This is a genomic window from Cronbergia sp. UHCC 0137, from assembly GCF_034932285.1.
Lineage (GTDB): Bacteria > Cyanobacteriota > Cyanobacteriia > Cyanobacteriales > Nostocaceae > Cronbergia.
In genome coordinates, this window is record NZ_JAYGHC010000010.1 from 51967 (window position 1) to 70424 (window position 18458).

General features: G+C 38.2%; 15 protein-coding genes and 1 tRNA gene. 5 read left to right on the top strand and 11 right to left on the bottom strand.

Features of this window, described 5'->3' with window-relative positions; translation table 11 throughout:
• The 4 genes from VB711_RS06805 to VB711_RS06820 form a co-directional block, all read right to left on the bottom strand.
• A complete protein-coding gene (locus VB711_RS06805; protein WP_323285059.1) occupies positions 1-4722 on the bottom strand; it encodes a non-ribosomal peptide synthetase in 4722 nt (1573 codons plus the stop codon).
• Positions 4723-4885: 163 nt separating this feature from the next.
• Complete coding sequence (locus tag VB711_RS06810) at positions 4886-6571, bottom strand: ABC transporter ATP-binding protein/permease (protein ID WP_323285060.1); 1686 nt, start codon at positions 6569-6571, stop codon at positions 4886-4888.
• Positions 6564-8234, bottom strand: a complete 1671-nt coding sequence (locus VB711_RS06815; protein WP_323285061.1) for an ABC transporter ATP-binding protein/permease — start codon at positions 8232-8234, stop codon at positions 6564-6566. Before VB711_RS06815 ends, VB711_RS06810 begins: the two co-directional genes overlap by 8 nt.
• A 13-nt stretch (positions 8235-8247) precedes the next feature.
• Complete coding sequence (locus VB711_RS06820; protein ID WP_323285062.1) at positions 8248-8967, bottom strand: VOC family protein; 720 nt, start codon at positions 8965-8967, stop codon at positions 8248-8250.
• Positions 8968-9476: 509 nt separating this feature from the next.
• Here VB711_RS06820 and VB711_RS06825 point away from each other — a divergent pair.
• Entirely contained in the window at positions 9477-10424 is a 948-nt protein-coding gene (locus VB711_RS06825) for a DUF3102 domain-containing protein (protein WP_323285063.1), read from the top strand.
• Positions 10425-10489: 65 nt separating this feature from the next.
• Here the strand turns inward: VB711_RS06825 and VB711_RS06830 are convergent, their stop codons facing one another.
• Together VB711_RS06830 and VB711_RS06835 are read right to left on the bottom strand one after the other, a co-directional pair.
• Positions 10490-11554, bottom strand: a complete 1065-nt coding sequence (locus VB711_RS06830) for a sucrase ferredoxin (protein ID WP_323285064.1) — start codon at positions 11552-11554, stop codon at positions 10490-10492.
• Positions 11551-12267 carry a COG4280 domain-containing protein gene (locus VB711_RS06835; RefSeq protein ID WP_323285065.1) on the bottom strand — a complete coding sequence of 239 codons (717 nt, stop codon included), beginning with the start codon at positions 12265-12267 and terminating at the stop codon, positions 11551-11553. Before VB711_RS06835 ends, VB711_RS06830 begins: the two co-directional genes overlap by 4 nt.
• A 180-nt stretch (positions 12268-12447) precedes the next feature.
• Between VB711_RS06835 and VB711_RS06840 the strand changes: the two genes are divergently transcribed.
• Positions 12448-13290 carry a sterol desaturase family protein gene (locus VB711_RS06840; protein ID WP_323285066.1) on the top strand — a complete coding sequence of 281 codons (843 nt, stop codon included), beginning with the start codon at positions 12448-12450 and terminating at the stop codon, positions 13288-13290.
• A gap of 225 nt (positions 13291-13515) precedes the next feature.
• Here VB711_RS06840 and VB711_RS06845 read toward each other — a convergent pair whose 3' ends face one another.
• The 3 genes from VB711_RS06845 to VB711_RS06855 all read right to left on the bottom strand — a co-directional run bounded on the left by VB711_RS06845 (position 13516) and on the right by VB711_RS06855 (position 15126).
• Entirely contained in the window at positions 13516-14433 is a 918-nt protein-coding gene (locus VB711_RS06845; protein WP_323285067.1) for a DUF4351 domain-containing protein, read from the bottom strand.
• Positions 14434-14524: 91 nt separating this feature from the next.
• Positions 14525-14827 carry a hypothetical protein gene (locus VB711_RS06850; RefSeq protein ID WP_323285068.1) on the bottom strand — a complete coding sequence of 101 codons (303 nt, stop codon included), beginning with the start codon at positions 14825-14827 and terminating at the stop codon, positions 14525-14527.
• A 77-nt stretch (positions 14828-14904) separates the two neighbouring features.
• Positions 14905-15126, bottom strand: a complete 222-nt coding sequence (locus VB711_RS06855) for a hypothetical protein (protein ID WP_323285069.1) — start codon at positions 15124-15126, stop codon at positions 14905-14907.
• Positions 15127-15137: 11 nt separating this feature from the next.
• Between VB711_RS06855 and VB711_RS06860 the strand changes: the two genes are divergently transcribed.
• Complete coding sequence (locus tag VB711_RS06860) at positions 15138-15755, top strand: Uma2 family endonuclease (RefSeq protein ID WP_323285070.1); 618 nt, start codon at positions 15138-15140, stop codon at positions 15753-15755.
• Between the two features lie 235 nt (positions 15756-15990).
• Here the strand turns inward: VB711_RS06860 and VB711_RS06865 are convergent.
• Positions 15991-16062 (bottom strand) — tRNA-Lys (locus VB711_RS06865).
• Positions 16063-16588: 526 nt separating this feature from the next.
• Between VB711_RS06865 and VB711_RS06870 the strand changes: the two genes are divergently transcribed.
• Positions 16589-16804, top strand: coding sequence for a hypothetical protein (locus VB711_RS06870; protein WP_323285071.1), 216 nt, complete (start codon positions 16589-16591; stop codon positions 16802-16804).
• A 219-nt stretch (positions 16805-17023) separates the two neighbouring features.
• On the opposite strand, the gene hisG is transcribed toward VB711_RS06870, so the two are convergent.
• Complete coding sequence (gene hisG, locus VB711_RS06875) at positions 17024-17668, bottom strand: ATP phosphoribosyltransferase (protein ID WP_323285073.1); 645 nt, start codon at positions 17666-17668, stop codon at positions 17024-17026.
• Between the two features lie 88 nt (positions 17669-17756).
• Between hisG and rppA the strand changes: the two genes are divergently transcribed.
• Positions 17757-18440, top strand: a complete 684-nt coding sequence (rppA, locus tag VB711_RS06880; RefSeq protein ID WP_323285136.1) for a two-component system response regulator RppA — start codon at positions 17757-17759, stop codon at positions 18438-18440.
• Positions 18441-18458 lie beyond the last annotated feature (18 nt).

The following is an 18458-nucleotide window of genomic DNA, read 5'->3' on the forward strand; positions in this document are numbered from 1 at the left end:
TCACTTCCTTTCTTTGGGTTGAAGTTTGTTTAATAATTTGTCGAGTTGTTGCTGATTCAACCGCGCACCGGCAAAGTCAGATGGTGTGTAACCACTATTCTCTAATGATTGGCAATGTTGAATGAGTGCTTGTAATGTTTTAATGTATTGCTGGGCTAAATTTTCAATTGTGGCTGTGTCATGTAAATTACGACTGTATCGCCACTGAATTTGTAACTGAGATTGGGCTATCCAAGCGTTGATATTGAATATATATCGGCGCGGATTTAGAGGGTTAGAAGATAATCCTGTTGATTCTTTTGCTAGTCCTAAAATCCAACTTTGGGAGGTAGATAAATCTATTTGTCCCATGTAATTAAAACTAATAGCAGATTGGGGTAGTTCTTGTAAAGTCTGGGACAGATTTTTATTTTTGCTTAAATATTTCAGAAGTCCATAACTCATACCTTTTTGGGGAATTTGTCGCAGTTGTTCCTTTACATATTTTAAATTTATTTCCAGTTCGTTGGTGTTTTTCAATTCCAAAAATACTGGAAAAATACTTGTAAACCAACCTACTGTCCGATTAATGTTTATGTTGGTAAATAAATCTTCTCGTCCATGAGCTTCTAGGTCAATCAGTAAGGAACGTTGTTTTGTCCATTGACTAAAACTTAGTGCTAAAGCTGTTAATAAGATATCATTTATTTGTGTGTTGTAAGCCTTGGGTACTGCTTCTAGTAAAGCGCGAGTTTGGTTGATATCTAAATTAATTTGAACTTCTGCTTGAGATGCAATATTGTTATCACCTTTGTCAATGTTATCTAAAGGTAATTGGGGTAATTGTTTAGGGAGAATTTCTAACCAAGTTTTGAATGTGGCGACATGATCGGATTCGGCGTAATTCACCAAGTTTCGCGCCCATTCTGGAAAAGATGTGGTTTTTGCTGGTAATTGTATTGGTGTTTGATTAGCTTTTAGCTGTTGATAGGCTGTGACTAAATCTTCTAGCAAAATTCGCCAAGAAACTCCATCAACTACTAAATGGTGAATGATAAATAATAGGCGATTATTTTCACCGATTTCCAATTGAAACAAGGCTACTTTAAATAATATTCCATTAGCTAAGTCTAAACTAGCTTGCAGTTGAGATGCTATTGATTCAATCTGCTGTGTTTGTTGGTTTTTTGCTAATTCTTGTAAATCAACAACTGTTAGCATCCCTTCGTTTTCTAAGCTGGGAATTATATTTTTTTCCCATGTACCATCTAAGGTAGTTGTAAAACAAGAACGCAATACATCATGATGTATTACTAATTCCTCAATTGCCTGTTGCAAATATTTTACATCTAAATCGGCTGCTACTTCCAAAATCACAGCTTGGTTAAAATGATCCCATTTGTGCAAATTTTGCTCAAACAGCCAATGCTGAATCGGCGTTAAGGGGACTATTCCCGTCACAATTCCTTGTTCTGCTTGGGTTGTGGGTGCAATTTCAATTACTGTAGCTAGTTCAGCGATGGTTTGATGTTGAAATAATTGCTTGGGTGTTAATTTCATCTCTGCGTGATTCGCTTTAGCTACCATTTGAATACTGAGGATGGAATCTCCCCCACGCTCAAAGAAGTTATCATGAATACAAACGCTAGAACCAAGAATTTCTGTCCAGATTTGTACGAGTGTTGTTTCTATGGAGTTACGTGGTGCGATTTGTTCTGACTTTGGTTTAACTGCGGGTTGTGGAAGTTGCTGTTTGTCAACTTTTCCGTTGGTTGTCAATGGTAATTTTTCTAACCATACAAAAGCTGAAGGTAGCATATAAGCTGGTAATTTTGTCGCTAGATATTGCCGAAAATCTACCGTTTGCTGGTTTCCGACAAGATAAGCTACTAATTGGGACTGCTGGGGATGATCTTTTCGTAGGATGACTACTGCTTCTTGCACTGAGGGATGAGTTTTGAGAATTGCCTCAATTTCCCCCAGTTCGACCCGAAACCCGCGAATTTTTACTTGATCATCCAATCTACCCAGGTACTCTATTGTACCATCTTTTAGGTAGCGGGTGCGATCGCCTGTTTTGTATAGGGTTTTCTCTCGCAGAGGCGCAGAGGCGCGGAGAAATTTTTCTGCGGTTAATTCGGGGCGATTTAAGTAACCTCTGGCGATTCCTGCACCACCTATGTAGAGTTCTCCTGGTACGCCAATGGGTACAGGTTGCAAATAACGATCTAAAATATAAAGTTGTGTATTGGCAATCGGACGACCAATAGGTACATTACCGTTGCTGGATTTTTCTGGTGTGGCATCATAAATGCAGCATCCCACAACGGTTTCTGTGGGTCCATATTCATTGATTAACTTTGTTTGGGGGAAGTAATTCCGCCAAAATTCTAAATGTTGTTCGGTTAGTGCTTCCCCACCAATGATGAATGCTTGGGGTTGTCCTGCTTGCACTTTTTGGGGTAGAAGTTGAGATAGTATGCTTAAATGGGCAGGTGTCAGCTTAACTAAACTAAAATTGCTTGCAGAACTGAGGGCGTTTTTTAGTGCTTCTATTTCTTCGGCTTCTGGTAGCAATATTACTGCTTTTCCAACGAGTAAAGGAGTATATAAACTGGTAATTGTGGCATCAAAACTAATGGCAGATTGTACAGGTACACCCACTCCTAAATCTACTGGATAGGTTTGAATTGCCCATTGTAGATAGTTTGCTAATCCTTTATGGGTCAACATTACACCTTTTGGTTTACCCGTTGAACCTGATGTATAAATGATGTAAGCGAGATTTTCGCCTGTAACTATGTTGTTTAAATTGTATTCTGGGTGTTGGGCGATCGCTTCCCAATCTTGATCTAAACAGAGTACAATCCCTTGATAGTCTGGTGTCACCGATGTAGCCATTGTGAGTAGAATTTCCGGTTTAGCATCCCCCAGCATATAGGCTAAACGTTCGGGAGGAAGTTTACTATCTAGGGGTATGTACGCGCCTCCAGCTTTGAGAACGGCTAGTAATGCTATAATTAATTCTGGTGAACTTTCCAGATAAATTCCCACTAAAGACTCACAACCTACGCCTAATGTGCGTAAATGATGGGCGAGTTGATTAGCTTTGCTGTTGAGTTCTTGATAGGTAAGGGTTTGTTCTTGATCACAAATAGCAATACTATCAGGTGTGTGCTTAACTTGCTCCTCAAATAGTTGATGTAAGCACTTTTGGGGATATTCTACCTCGGTTTGATTCCATTCTACCAAGATTTGATGTTGTTCTTGGGGGGTGAGAATGGGGATTTCAGCAATTTTCAGGACGGGATTTTCCACAATAGCTGTTAATATGACTCGCAAGTGCTGAATCATGCGAGTGATAGTTTGTTGGTGAAATAAATCTGTACAATATTCCATCACCACTAGCAAACCTTCCGAACGTTCCACCAAATGACAAGTTAAGTCAAATTTGGTTGCACCAGTTTCTACCCAAGTTTGCTGAATTTCTAAGTCTGGTATTTTTAAATCTAACTGGGAATCATTCTGCAACTGATAAGCTTCATTTTGTACCTGAAACATCACTTGCACTAAGGGATTATGGCTTAAATCCCGTTCTATTTGCAGTGCTTCTACAACTTTGGCAAAGGGGATTTCTTGATGCTCAAATGCTTCTGCGGCAGTGGTGCGTATACGTTCTAGGATGTTTGTAAAGCTGGGATTTCCAGCTAAATTTGTGCGTAATACTAAGGTGTTGACAAAAAAACCGATTAAACTTTGTATTTGTTGATGATTACGGTTCGCACTGGGTACTCCTAAAACAATTTCATCTTGCTGACAATAGCGATGTAATAAAATTTTAAAAGCTGCTAACAACAACATAAACAGCGTTACACCTTGCTGCTTACTCAAGTTTTTTAAAGATTCTAATAGGGATTTTGGTAATAAATAAGACTCTATTTTGCCGTTAAATTTTTGTAGTGCGGTGCGTGGGTAGTCTGTTGGTAGTTCTAGAGTTGGCAAATTAGCTAACTTATGTCGCCAATACGCTAATTGCGTTTTCATTTCCTCCCTTTCTAGCCATTCTCTCTGCCATAAGGAAAAATCCGCATACTGAATCGTTAATGCTGGTAAGGATGGTTTTTCTCCAACTGCCAAGGCGCGGTAACAAGTTGCTAACTCACGCAATAAAATTCCCCGTGACCACCCATCAGCAATAATATGGTGTAGGGTTAGTAGTAGGGTGGCTTGATCTGGTGCGAGGCGGATGATTTTCACCCGCATTAAAGGCGCTTGAGTCAAATCGAAGGATTGACTAGCTTCTACTTTGGCTAAATTTTCAACTGCTTGTGTTTGCTGGTGTTGGGGTAAGTCTTGTAAGTCAATAATTGGTAATTGTAAGTTAACGGTTGGGGTAATTTCTTGATAAGGTTTACCTGCTTGGGATGGAAAAGCAGTGCGTAGGCTTTCGTGGCGTTGGATTATTGTTTGTAAGCTGGCTAATAATATCGGAATTTGCAGGTTTCCTGTTAATTGCCAATTAATTGCAATATTATAAGCTGAATTATTAGGGTCGAGTTGATGGATAAACCACAGTCTTTCTTGTGCTAGGGAAAGCGGTAATTTGGTGTTTTGGCTGCGCGGTGGGATGGATTTGCTGAATTTGGCTTGTTTTATGAGTATTTTTGCTAATAAGACTCGTTTTTCAGGTGTTAGTGTGGCTATGCGGCTTTCTAGCTGGTGGGGGATGTTGGAGGATGTCATTTCTAATCTGGATTTTTTTCACGCAGAGGCGCGGAGAGTAAGTTTTTATTTATGTTTTGATTGTTGCATATTATTATTAATAAGTCTAGTGGGTAATATTCAAAAAAATAAATTAACGAACCACAGAGGCACAGAGAACACAGAGGAATGAGGGTTTGAGTGGTCAGTGTGGCGCAGTTTTAATTGGTTGTATGCAAGCATTGGTGTTTCTGAGTTCTAATATCCAGTGGTGGAAGGAACGCAGTGAGGAGCGATGTCCAACGCTAATATAGGTGATGTCTGTTTTCTGGAGTTGTTGATAGAGTAGGGTTTGATTGGTTTCGTCTAAGGCGCTGGTGGCTTCGTCGAGAATGGCGTATTGGGGAGACTGCAACAGTAAGCGGGCAAAGGCTAGTCTTTGTTGTTCCCCAATTGATAAGACTCTTCCCCATTCGGTGATGCTATCTAAGCCGTTAAAGCGTTCTACTAAGTCTGTTAAGTTGACTTGTTGTAAAATTTGCAAAAGTTCATTTTCTGATATAGTGGTGTTAGGTTGGGGATATATTAGTTGTTCTCTCAAGCTACCGAGAATCATGTAGGGACGTTGGGGTAAAAAGAGGATGTGAGATTTTGGATAAGTAATTGTTCCTGTTCCAGATTGCCACAGTCCTGCTAAGGCACGCAATAGGGAGGTTTTACCTACTCCACTTTTACCTGTTATTAATAGGGACTCTCCAAGGGGAACGGTAAAGGATAAGTCTTGAATGAGGATCTTCTGATAGTTGGGGGTGTGTAGGGTGACGTTCTGAAAACTGATGCAGGAATCTTCGACTCTGTTCAGTTCAGTTTGACTGGGGTTTTGTATTTTCTCAATGCTGTTTTGCAATTCATCTAACCGCGTTACGGCTGCGGCTAAGTTACTTAGTTGCTCAAATTGACTGACAATTAAACCTAAAGCAATTAAGATGCTGCGAAAAGCTACTCCTGCTTGTGCTGATACGCCTATTTCTAACTCACCCGCTAAAATTTGGGGAGCTAATATAAATGTTGGTAGTAAAAATGTGATATATTGATAACTGTTTTGAAATAAGTCTAAGCCTAATTGCCAACGAATTAGGTGGGTAAAGTTACTGAAAACCCGCAAAAAACGTTGCCAGATTTCTTGAGATTCTGCTGCTTGTCCTTGATAAAATGCGATCGCTTCTGCATGATCTCGCACCCGAATCAAACCATAACGAAAATCAGCTTCCCGTTTGAGTTGTTCAAAGTTAATCCCTACTAAGGTTCTACCAAAAACTATGGTTGTGAATACTGTGCCAATAACGGCGTAAATGATTAAAAAGATCATTAATGCAGGTGCAATGCGCCACAGGACTCCAGAGAAGCCAATCAGAAGCAAAATTGAGTCACATAATACTAGGGCAAAATAAAGCGATTGTTGGGTAAAATTTTGAATATCTTCGGCAATGCGCTGATCTGGGTTATCAATATCTGTGGTGGTGGTTAGGGCATAAAAATTTCGTTGATCTAAATATTTATTCAGAAAATATTCTGTTAACCACTGTCGCCAAGATAAACTTAATTGGGATTGTAAATATACTTTGAGCGCGAGAATCGGCACACCAATTAATAATATCCCAATAAAGATCACAACTGCTTGCAAAAATCGGTTGCTATCTACTGCTGCTAAGGAGGATTCTAATTCACTTAAAAATATACTTAATCCCACTGTTACTAAAGTCCCAAACAGTGAGAGACATAGTAGGAAAAAAAGAAGTAAGATGGCTGGACATTTTCGTGGTGAAAGCCAATAAAGTTGTCCAATTCGCCAAAACTGGCTGAGTAAACGATAATTAAATTGATTAGACATTGCTAAATTTTACATAATCTACTGTTGTTGAAAATTGCCACTTTTGTTTTTGTGTTAGTTCTAAAACAAATTGATGATAATTTAATAATTCGCTACGGTGTCCGACACTAATATAAGTGACTGATGTTCTCTGGAGTTTTTGATATAAACTGGCTTCTGTTTCTGCATCTAGCGCACTGGTAGCTTCATCAAGGATGGCGTATTTTGGTTGAATAATTAGCGATCGCGCAAAGGCCAGTCTCTGTTGTTCTCCTAACGATAACACTCGCGACCAATCAATTACAGCTTCTAAGCCCCCATAGCGTTCGGCTAAATCGGGTAATTCTACTTCTTCAAGAATTTTTAGTAATATTTGATTAGAAATATTAGTTGCTGTCTGTGGGTAAATTAATTGCTGTCGCAAACTTCCTAATGTCATATAAGGATGTTGAGGAAAAAACAAAAAATTATTATTTTCAGGTCGCTCAATTATCCCTTTACCATGTACCCACAGCCCAGCTATGGCACGTAATAAGGATGTTTTACCGACACCACTAGCCCCAACAATAATTAATGATTCACCAGGTTGTATACTTAAAGATAAATCTTCAATTAAGTTGCCTTGCTCAGGAATTTCTAATGTTAATTTTTTAATAGTTAAATGTGTAGCTTCTACAAGTTCAATTTTCCCTTCTCGCTTTGTTTCTATAACATTAATGAGTTCTGAGAGTCTTTCAAGTCCTGCGGATAAGGCACTGATTTGATTAAATTGGGTAATAATTAATCCTAGTGCTAATCCGACCCTTTCAAAGGCTGCTTGCGATTGGGTAATAGCCCCAATTTCTAGTTCGCGGGAAAATATGCGTGGTGCTAAAATTAGAAAGGGTAAAATAAAGGTGAGAAATTGATAAACATTTTGAAAGACATTTAGCTGAAATTGCCAACGAATTAATCTTTTAATATTGGTAAATACTTCTTGAAATTTCTGTTTGAGTTGTTGTGATTCCTGGTTTTGTCCGTTGTAAAAAGCTATTGCTTCGGCATTTTCCCGGACTCTAACTAAACCATAGCGAAAGTCGGCTTCTCGCTTTAGTTGCTCAAAATTAATTCCGATTAACACTTTCCCAAATACTAAGGTAGTCACCAATGAACCCACTACAGCGTAAGTTACCAAAGAGAACATTAAGATGGGAGAAATCAGCCACAATACGCCAATAAAACCAATTAACTGAACTAGGGAATCTAGAAAAATCACAAATAATGATACTAATCTTTGGGTGACATTTTTAATATCTTCTGCTAAACGCTGATCTGGATTATCTATCTGGGAGGTAACTTGTAATTGATAAAAAGATTGTTGGGAAAAATATTGTTGGAGGTATTCAGATGTCATCCATTTACGCCAATCTAGGCTGATTTTGCCTTGAATATAGTTTTTTAGGGAGATGAATAAAACATTAATGATCACAACTCCACTAAAAAACCAAAATGTCTGGTAAAAACGATTGACGTTCCGCGCTGCTAAGGAAGAAGTAAGTTCACCACGTTGCAGAATTTCAAAAATGATGAAATAACTACTTCCCAAGGATAAAATCACTAAAATGATTAACTGAGTAAGCGCACTTTTGCGCCAACTCGATAACCAGTATGGTTGTACAATTTGCCAAAATTTTCGCCAATACATGAGATTTTCAAGTTTAAAACTTTAACACTAGGGGAATATCTATTTTTCGAGCATCTATTATTCCTCTTTGAACACGGTTATCAAAGGTTAACTGAATACATGGTGAACCAGATTCAATTTGTACTACCCCATCTTGTGATAATAAGGCCAAAGGTTGGGTTAAATTATTTCCGCAAGCAGCACTAATTTCAATCCCTGTCATTTTTTTTAACCCTAAAGGATGAGACATCCATTGATCTTGTAAGTTGGGAAAATTTCTTTTTAGTCTGGGTAGAGCGATCGCATCAGGAATGACAAAACACAGGGGTTCTCTTTGGGTTACTAAATTATCACTGGAAAAACTTAGCAATAATTCCGATTCTCCTGGTAGGGAATACCTAAACTGGTACTCATCTAGAGATTGTCTGCTTCGAGACTGCTGACGTAAAGCAATTCCAAAAGGAGAATTTTTCGCATCATAACATCCTGTGCGGGCTAAAAAGTCTATACCTGTACGAACTGCATAAATTTCCGCAGCTAGTTCATCCTCAACCCAGATAAACTCTAGATAAAAGTTCTCAAAAAAAATAATATGGGAGGCTGTACCCCTTTCCGGTTGTTTGACGGGGGTTTTGGTGACAGTTAATCCTTTTTTTGCAAAGAATCCTAGTTCCGGTGCTGTCTCAACACAGATAAAAACATGGTCAACTTCTAACAAGGAACTATTTACCGAAGGTAGCAAGAGAGTTTTCATAAATTAGCTCAGATGGCGGGAGATAGTGAAAATATGGCGTAGCTATATTAGCGTATGATTTTTGGGTGTAGAGACGTTCCATGGAACGTCTCTACAGGGGTTTTGAATGTATGCAAAATTATTTTCGTAGTCAGTAACATACCTCCTAATTTGATACGAAATCCACATCAGCATTTTTACTAATTACTGGAATTTTTTAAGAATTATTCTCAATAAACCAATAAATGGGATACTTTGTCAAGTATTTTTGTTATCACTTCTGACTAATTTAAAAAAACCCTCTTTCCCCCTCCCACGCTCATAATTCCTCTCTGCGCCTCTGCGCCTCTGCGTGAGACAAAAAAAGTAGTTTATTTACCCATTTTCAAATAAAATTGCATATAGTAGTTTATCTACTAAGATTAGCGTTATTAAGTACAATTGAGTAAAATAACACCGTCATCCTTTGTTCTGTTACTTATCTTAAATCACTGAAATTTTTTCTTAATGGATTTAGAAATTGATAAATTATGATTAATTCAAAGCAGAAGAATCCGGCAGAGAATATTGTGATTAGTTTTGATTACGAAATTCTGACTCCAGAACAGCGATCGCTAGTTGAACAACGCACTAGCGAGATTAGAGAACAGTTACGACGGACGGCTCAAGATATTTGGGAAATTGGACAAAGTTTGGCGGAGGTACGGACTCAACTGAAACATGGTCAATTTGATAGCTGGTTAAAAGCTGAATTTGGTTGGAGTCGTCGCACGGCTTATAATTTTATTAATGTATACGAAACCTTTGGAAATCGTGCAAATCTTGCACAAATTGACATTGCGACTTCGGCTCTTTATCTTTTAGCTGCACCTTCAACACCTCAAAATCTCCGAGAACAGTATCTAGAGGAAGCTAAAACAGGTAAGCGGATCACCCATAAAGAATTAGTCCAAACTATTAAGCATCAACAGGAAAAAGTCGCAGAAAAACCAGAATTACCTCCAACTACAACATCAGAAATTATCGCTATCATCCCTAAAACCACAGATGTTAACACTGTAACTCCAGCACAACAAGTACAAGAAACTGCTCCTGTACCCAGTAAACGGTGGTTACGTCTAGGTAAACAGCATTTGATATTTTATGGTGATACGGCTTCACCGGAGTTTTTTACTAATATCCCTCCCATCGCTTTGGCTGTGGCTGTAACTGCGGATGATTGGGATCATGAATGGCTAATTGAGGAAGCAACAACAGTGATTGTTCTCCAACCTTCTGGTTTACAAGCTAATATTTTAGAGCAGTTAATTACAATGTTTTCTGTACCAGGAGATTTGGTAGTATTTCCCTGGTTGCCACAAGAAGATATGATTGCGATCGCTCATCGTTTACAGCGTCAGGTAATCGCCGGTGATCCTTCTCTAGATTTGTGTCAAAAAGCGGTTATTGCGTCGGGTTTGAGTGTGGAGCAAATTTAAGGAGTCAGCCCTTCGACTTCGCTCAGGGCAAGGAGTCAGGAGAAGAATTACCAATCCCCAATTTCCTAGTTTCGCAACTCTTCAACACCATACTGATTAACACTCACTAAGGGTACATTATCGCCGGATTTAAGTTTTGTTGTCACTGTTCCGGTTTGTTTGACAATGGCTGAATATGCTCCCCAATTTTTCTCATCATCACTTGTGTAGTGAATTTCCAATTTCACCCAGTTTGCTTGCTCATTCCAGCGTTCAACTAAAAGTTTTAATTTGGGGAAAGGAAGATATTTAAAGATGATTTTTAGGAACTTTTTCTTGATTCCTCCTTCATCTTGTGCCAAAATACGCCCAGTTTTACGATAGTTCAACCACTCCCAACCAGTTCGCATCCAAATTTCTCTTTCTGCTATTTGCTCAAATTTACTCAACCCCGTCCAACCACGATAAAAAGGGCGTAATTGGGAAACATCACCTTCTCGATAAATTAAACAATCTAAAACATCAAGTTCTAAATGTCCCCAAACTTGTCCGTTAGGAAAATCAATTAATGTGGGTGCAAATTGATGTCCACCAAAATGATTGGTTTGCCACACGCGCAAATTTTTTGTAGTATACTGTTTTTGTAGTTGTTGGTAGAGAGGATAACCAAATCTGCCACAGGCTCGATCATAGTTAGTATGGGTACAAATGAGAATTTCTCGAATGTGTTGTGTTGGTTGGTGGTAGGCTTGAAAATTGATCAGTTTTTGCTGTTTGAATAATAAAGCTTCTGCTAGGGGTGTAAGTTGGGAGAGGGGGAGTAAATATTCCTGTTTGGTGTATTGAGTAAATAATTTGGCTGGACGTTTGTAGTGAAAAACGCGGACGAGTTCTGGGTGGGTGTGGGTTTGATCGGGTGCGATCGCTAATAGTCGAGTTTTGGTGTATCGTATAGGTTGAGATGCTAACTTCTCGACAACTTCCAACAGTGGTTGAAACTGTGGTTTTTCTTCCCAAAGATGGGTTTTCCAAGGTTGGGGAACTTCCACTAGCAACCATTCATCTACTGTACCTGCTGTACCAATGGGGTCTTCTCGGTTAGCTTTAGAAACTACGGAGCAGTAACGACAATCATCATTTGATTTTCTCATGTCACAGGTTGATTTTTGAGCCAATATACAGAAATTCCGGCTGTGAGACTATATAAAGCAATTAAGATCAAGATAGCAAATTCATCAAAGGGAAATTCCACTCCCACACCTTCCCCTAACCAAAAAGTCCCCATTGCACTGAGCATGATTCCTGCACCAAGTTTGATTAACACTTCTGGTAATTTCACTAAATATGGATGTAATAAAATCACCATGACTAAAGATAATAGTAAAGCAAAACCTGTACCAGCGATCGCTTCATACCATGCACTTGTGGCTAAACCCAAGGTCATCACAATTACGACTATTTCCAAGGCTTCCAAGGCTACGCTTTTAGTCATAATCAAGAAATTGAGTTTGCTAAAACCCACGATTTCCTGTTCTAAAACAATACCTTCTTTTTCTAAGACATGATCATCAATCCAACCTGCTCGTCTTCCCGTTGCTAGTCTGCGTACCGACTTCTGCACCCATTTCCACCCAAACCACAATAACAGAGTCCCAATGAGGATTTGCAATGGTTGTAACGGTACAAATTGTAACCCAGTGCCAAGAGCGATCGCCCCAGCCAAAACCACCATTAACCCCACAAGAGAACCCCATAAAGCCTCTTGAACATAACCAGAACTACCAATAGCATAAGCGATCGCCACCACTTCCAAAAATTCTATACTGGTACTACCAAGTGCAGCCAAAAAAATAGTCCAATTCATCCTCTATCCTCACAGCATAAATTAAGATATGTTTACAAAAAATCAGCCATAGTTGTGGTAGAATAAGAAACATAAAATTGAAAAATCAATGATTTCAAACTCTTACTCTCTGCGCCTCTGCGCCTCTGCGTGAGAAAAATCATACAATTATTCCAACACTAAAAAATAGGTTAACTCATCATGGAACGGATTGATGCTATCTTCAGATTTGTCGATTATGTGCTGAAGGGATTTCTGATGTATGGGGTTTTTATGGTCATAGAAAGATTGCGTCCAGCCGAACCAAATCAACCGTTGCGTCATCTTATTTTCAACTTAAAATGGTATATTGTCTATACTTTGTTAGCATTCTTAATGAATGCGATCGGCATTGCCACATTAGTAGAATTAATTAGCAGTCGGTTAGGTGGAGCATATTTTGTTTTTCCCCAGCCCCGCAATTGGATAGAAACAGCTATTGGTATAATCATTTATTTTTTGATAGTTGATTTTTTCTATTATTGGATTCACCGATTCCAGCATACAAACTCCTTTTTATGGGAACAGCATAAATTTCATCACAGCGAAGTTTCCTTAAATGTCACCAGTACTAGAAGAGTCCATTGGTTAGAAGAACCATTAATCCTCTTTTTATTAGTTCTGCCTATGAATGTATTATTTCATATTGAACCGATAAAAGCTGGTTTCTTAACATTTATAGAAATTCTCTGGCTACAATTTATTCATGCAAATTTACGTTTAGGAGCAGGGAATTTATCTACTATCATCGTTAGTCCACAATACCACAGAATCCATCATTCATTTCAACCAGAACATATTGATAAAAATTATGCCTTGTTTTTCCCCATTTGGGACATTATATTTGGCTCTTATTATCATCCTCAAAAAGGTGAGTTTCCCCCCACTGGACTGACCACAGAAGAAACTCATAACAATCTATGGGTAGCTACAATTTTACCTTTTCAAGGCTGGTTTAAATTAATCAAATTACAAAGCAGAAAACCCAAAAAAATAAGATCATAGGAGTTACGCATTGACAAAATCTATTAAATAAGCATTATCAATGCTATCTCTTGTAGGGTGCGTCAGACCCGATAATTTATCAACCAACAGACTTTTGCTATCTGACGCACAAGGAAACTCAAGTCCTCTTGCTATAACTCAGGCTAGAGAATCTGCGGGTTTTGTAAGGCATTGCCCACCCTACAATACTTAGATTTATTTAGAAATCATTTAGGAGTGCTATAGCTACCAACTGCTTACATCAGTATTTTGTTCTAACCAAGTTTCTAAATCAGCCATACTAGAAAAATCAAATATACTTTCTCCTAATGTTTCTAACTGAGGACTTGATAACTGACGAATTTGTGATGGAATTTCTGGATCTAGATTACCACAACGCTTTGATAATAAACGAATAATTAAATTAGCTTCTCCTTCTTGTTTACCGCGCTGTTCACCTTGTTGTAACCCTTGTTGTAAACCTTGTTGTAAGCCTTCCTGCAAACCTTGTTTGAGGATTTCATTATACCAGGGTGATTCTCTTAATACTGTCATATCCCACCTCATTATTTGTTGAACTATTGGTATTTCTAGGACAAATGACGCAAAAAATGATAATAATGGTTCTAAATCGCCTAACTTTTCATTTTCTCGCAGTTTAATTACTGCTTCTCTAACAATTTCTTCTTCGCCACCTCCTTTGAGAATTGGGACAAAGGGTAATAAACTTGTTAAGTTTTGTTGAAATACTAAACTCGCTTCAATTTCCCAGAGATTAATTACCCGATAGTCTTGATAACTCTTCATCCCCATAAATTCTTGTTCATAGAAGTTGGAAATTTTTGGTGTTTTGACGTGGGGTAAAATATTGATTAGTACAGGATAAATGGGTAATTTATAACGTTCCCGTGCTAAAGCAATATAAGCAGTCATTCTCAGAGGCATTGTCTCTTTATAACGCAATTGTAGCTCATTGAGTATTAAAAATTCCTCTTGGGGATTTTCAACTTTAATTAGTACGTCGTTATCGCGGCTAATCCATTGAAATTCTGAGGAAATAAACTCTTTGACACGAATATCTTTTCTTTGTGTTACCCATTGTACCCAATTATCGGGGGCGAGACTTATTAAGCGTTTACTACCAATATCTACTTTTTTTGTCATGGATTGATGATTGAGAATTTAGATTTTGAAATATAGCATTTTTGGCTATTGCGCCATGCGATCGCCTATAAGATTGTTACAACAAATACTATCACTGATTAATGGGGGTTTTTGTTTGCCAAACTTGATCAAATTCGGCTTTGGAAATTTCAAACTCCTTGATATCCCCAGCATCTATGCGTTTATCACATAACATCCCATGATTGTCTGAAACATGATTGCTATCATAAAACAACACGTTGCCATTTTGGTAAACTTCTACTTGTCTAACTGCATATAAATCGTAGCCCAGTTCCATAAAATAGGTACTTGTACCCCACTCATCATAATCCCCACCAAGAGATACATCCCAATTCCATTTGTAATATTTCTTGTTAATTTGTAATGTAGGCATAATAACTTAGCTCCTATAAGGGATTCTTAGACTCAAGTTTATGTACAATAATCGAAATCTAAATACATAAAAATCATCTATCTAACTAATATCTTAACAGAAATTTCCAAATCTGTCTCAATCTCACCTCCAGCATGAAAATAAATTCGCACAACCGATCGCCCTCGATCTGCCGTCAAACTCCCAGGCAGTGAAACAATTGTCCCAAAATTAGACAGACAATCAGACAATTTGAGAGCGATCGCAAACGGTGAATAGGGAATAAAGAATAGAAGTAAAATAATAACTATCGTGAGCAAAAGGTAAAAATATGGTGCAAATTTTACCCAAACCAGTAACCTTTGACGAATTTTGTGAATGGTATCCAGAAACGGGGGTACGCTATGAACTGCATAACGGGGTAATTGTAGAGATGAATCAGCCCGCAGGAGACCATGAATTTATTATTGCGGTAATCAGTCGTTATCTAAGTAGACAAGTATTTCAGGCTAACCTACCCTATGGTATTGCTAAAAATCCGTTTGTTAAACCATCAACATCAAGTTCCGCCTACTGTCCCGATATTCTGCTATTAAACTTAGATAATTTAGTCAATGAGCCGCTATGGAAAAAACAGTCAACACTAACCCAAGCTGCATCAATTCCCCTTGTCGTTGAGGTAGTTAGTACCAATTGGCAAACCGATTACGCTATTAAATCCACCGATTATGAATCAATAGGGATTCCTGAATATTGGATAGTAGATTATTTGGGATTGGGTGGTAGAAGATTTATTGGTAATCCCAAATCACCCACATTATCAATTTATTCTCTAGTTGATGGAGAATATCAAGTTACCCAATTTAGAGGTGATGATTTGATAATTTCTCCAACCTTTCCAGAGTTACACTTAACTGCCAAAGAAGTTTTGATGACAGGTGATAGGTAGGGGAATGCCTATTAAAACTTTAATTTAACAGGGAGGTTAATCCGCTGATCGCTCTCCCTTTAACTTTGAAAATACTATTGATAACTCCGACAAAAATCCTTAATCTCAGCCGCGTTCATAGGGAAGCAATAAAGTGTCCGATCTGACAATTCAGCGATCGCTCTTTATATGTTGATTCTGAAACCAAACAAATGAAGCGGTTTTAGGGATAAAAAGGGGGAAGGCTGGAAGGCAGTGGGTGACGAGGGAATCGAACCCGCAACCAATTGATTAAGAGTCAACTGCTCTACCGTTGAGCTAGTCACCCGCACATAAAACCACGATAGCAAACTTTTTTGATTTGCGCTAGTGTTGCAGATAAAAAACTGGCTATAATGGGAATCTGATTGTTGCTGCTTTAAACCAGTTAACAACCTGATTGATACACATACAATAAACAATAAAGCCTGATAAATCAAAGGCTTGAAGCTCATAAAAAAGACGGTAGGTGCAAGTTTATAGCATATTGTGTCTGAAAAACCTTGCACTTTTCTGGGCAGCCAGAGATGAAAAAATGTTTTAACTGTCCTCCTGACTCCGGTCACTGAGCGTAGCCGTGGTTGGTGAGCGCAGCCGAACCGAAGTGCTGACTCCTGACTTCTAGCCCTAACGAAAGGACTTTTTCCGCAAACCCTATATATTATTCAATTTATCCTTATGATCTAAATCACTAATTTATAGCTATTGGGATCACACAAATAACAGATCACGTTCACAATAAATAGATTAGATTAATCACTTTCTTCACAGAGATTATCTGACATATTAAAAGAGTAGATTTCAACTTTACTCCTATGCCTGCCCTTAAACTTCTCCCTGGTGCTATTTCAGAAATTATCGCTGCTTCTGCCAACAGCCGAACCTTGACTTTAGCAGATCGATATGGTTTAATGGCGGCTATTTTAGATGAATCCTTAGAAGAAGAAGAAGAACAAGCAATTAACAGACTATTGCGGTTTGTAATCAAAGGTCGCATCAAGGTAGTAGACACTCTTTCTAGCGATCTTTAACATCCTGTTGCGGGTAATTTAGTAATTGCTAATGGCACTAAAGCTGTTAAGAACAAAAGCCAAAGTATGATTAAGTAATTAACAAAATTTGATATGATCTATTAAGACATAATTTTTGAGAATAATCTCCATTTAAATACCATAGTTGTCTTTTTTTTAAGATAAACTACGGGAACCAAATTAATAAATGATTCCCTGTAGTCTGGGATATTTGAAAAATTAAACTCCTACCGCAACTCCCTGTCTGATCTCCTCAACCAACTGGTGGATGTTACCCATATTCAGACGATAACTTAAAGGATGAGCAATTAATCGGGCCGTACTTTCATACAAAGTGGCAATTTCAGTCAAACCATTTTCACGCAAAGTCTTACCTGTAGAAACAATATCAACAATCGCTTCGGACATTCCCGTAATCGGACCCAATTCCACCGAACCATATAAAGGTACTATCTCGATTGGTAAATCCAGAGTTTGAAAATATTCTCGCGCACAGTTGACGTATTTGGACGCAACTCGACCATGAGTGGGTAAATCTAGAGGTAATTTGTAAGGTGCAGAAGCTTTGACCGCTACAGACATCCGACAGTAACCGAATTGTAAATCAACTAATTGCGCGACCTGTGGTTTTTTTTCCTTTAATACATCATAACCCACAATTCCCAGTTGAGCTTGACCATATTCTACATAAACAGGTACATCCTGCGCTCTTACTAGCAGCCCTTTTGCTTGTCCACTAACGTCATAAATTTGTAGTTGACGGTTTCCCGAATCTAAAAAAGCACTAAAATCTAATCCTACAGATTGTAACAATAGGATACTATTTTTCAGTAGTTCACCTTTTGGTAGTGCAACAGTCAGCATTATTTTGTTAATGTCCTTAAAGTTTTGGCAGTTTACTATCTATATTGATGATATCCACCTATTGCGGAGATTATTCATCAAAAGCACCATGAGAATTTTATTAGTTGATGATGAAGTTGAATTAACTGAACCCTTGAGTCGGGTGTTAACTCGTGAGGGTTATATAGTTGATTGTGCGTATCACGGAACAAATGGGAATGAACTAGCACAAATTAGGAGTTATGATTTACTAATTTTAGATTGGATGCTACCAGGAAAGACTGGGTTGGAAATTTGTCATGAATTACGCCATCAAGGTAAAACTACTCCAGTGTTGTTTCTCACGGCTAAAGATACCCTCGATGACCGTGTACAAGGTTTAGACGCTGGTGCAGATGATTATTTAATCAAACCCTTTGAATTGCGAGAATTATTAGCAAGAGTCCGGGCTTTGTTACGTCGTTCTGGTGCAGAGTCTTATAGTACCACCACAGGACGTTTAGTTGTAGCGGATTTAGAACTTGATGTAGAAAACCAAGTTGCTTATCGTCAAGGAAGAATTATTGAACTATCTCAAAAAGAAAGCCAGTTATTACAATACTTAATGGAAAACTCCAAACAATTACTAACTCATGTCCAGATTTTAGAACATCTGTGGACAGAAGAGGAACAACCTGGAAGTAATGTAATTGCTGCATTAATTCGTCTATTGCGTCGTAAAATAGAGGTCGGTAGTGAATCTCCACTTATCCATACAGTGTATGGTAAAGGATATCGCTTTGGTTCTGCTTAGGTGGAGTGATTAAAAGAT

What these genes read in the sequence shown, in the direction of transcription:
- VB711_RS06820 (WP_323285062.1), bottom strand. Translation starts at nt 8,967, where the DNA reads ATGAAAACTCTCTTGCTACCTTCGGTAAATAGTTCCTTGTTAGAAGTT.
- VB711_RS06825 (WP_323285063.1), top strand. Translation starts at nt 9,477, where the DNA reads ATGATTAATTCAAAGCAGAAGAATCCGGCAGAGAATATTGTGATTAGT.
- VB711_RS06815 (WP_323285061.1), bottom strand. Translation starts at nt 8,234, where the DNA reads ATGTATTGGCGAAAATTTTGGCAAATTGTACAACCATACTGGTTATCG.
- VB711_RS06805 (WP_323285059.1), bottom strand. Translation starts at nt 4,722, where the DNA reads ATGACATCCTCCAACATCCCCCACCAGCTAGAAAGCCGCATAGCCACA.
- VB711_RS06835 (WP_323285065.1), bottom strand. Translation starts at nt 12,267, where the DNA reads ATGAATTGGACTATTTTTTTGGCTGCACTTGGTAGTACCAGTATAGAA.
- hisG (WP_323285073.1), bottom strand. Translation starts at nt 17,668, where the DNA reads ATGCTGACTGTTGCACTACCAAAAGGTGAACTACTGAAAAATAGTATC.
- VB711_RS06845 (WP_323285067.1), bottom strand. Translation starts at nt 14,433, where the DNA reads ATGACAAAAAAAGTAGATATTGGTAGTAAACGCTTAATAAGTCTCGCC.
- VB711_RS06870 (WP_323285071.1), top strand. Translation starts at nt 16,589, where the DNA reads ATGCCTGCCCTTAAACTTCTCCCTGGTGCTATTTCAGAAATTATCGCT.
- VB711_RS06860 (WP_323285070.1), top strand. Translation starts at nt 15,138, where the DNA reads ATGGTGCAAATTTTACCCAAACCAGTAACCTTTGACGAATTTTGTGAA.
- rppA (WP_323285136.1), top strand. Translation starts at nt 17,757, where the DNA reads ATGAGAATTTTATTAGTTGATGATGAAGTTGAATTAACTGAACCCTTG.
- VB711_RS06830 (WP_323285064.1), bottom strand. Translation starts at nt 11,554, where the DNA reads ATGAGAAAATCAAATGATGATTGTCGTTACTGCTCCGTAGTTTCTAAA.
- VB711_RS06850 (WP_323285068.1), bottom strand. Translation starts at nt 14,827, where the DNA reads ATGCCTACATTACAAATTAACAAGAAATATTACAAATGGAATTGGGAT.
- VB711_RS06810 (WP_323285060.1), bottom strand. Translation starts at nt 6,571, where the DNA reads ATGTCTAATCAATTTAATTATCGTTTACTCAGCCAGTTTTGGCGAATT.
- VB711_RS06840 (WP_323285066.1), top strand. Translation starts at nt 12,448, where the DNA reads ATGGAACGGATTGATGCTATCTTCAGATTTGTCGATTATGTGCTGAAG.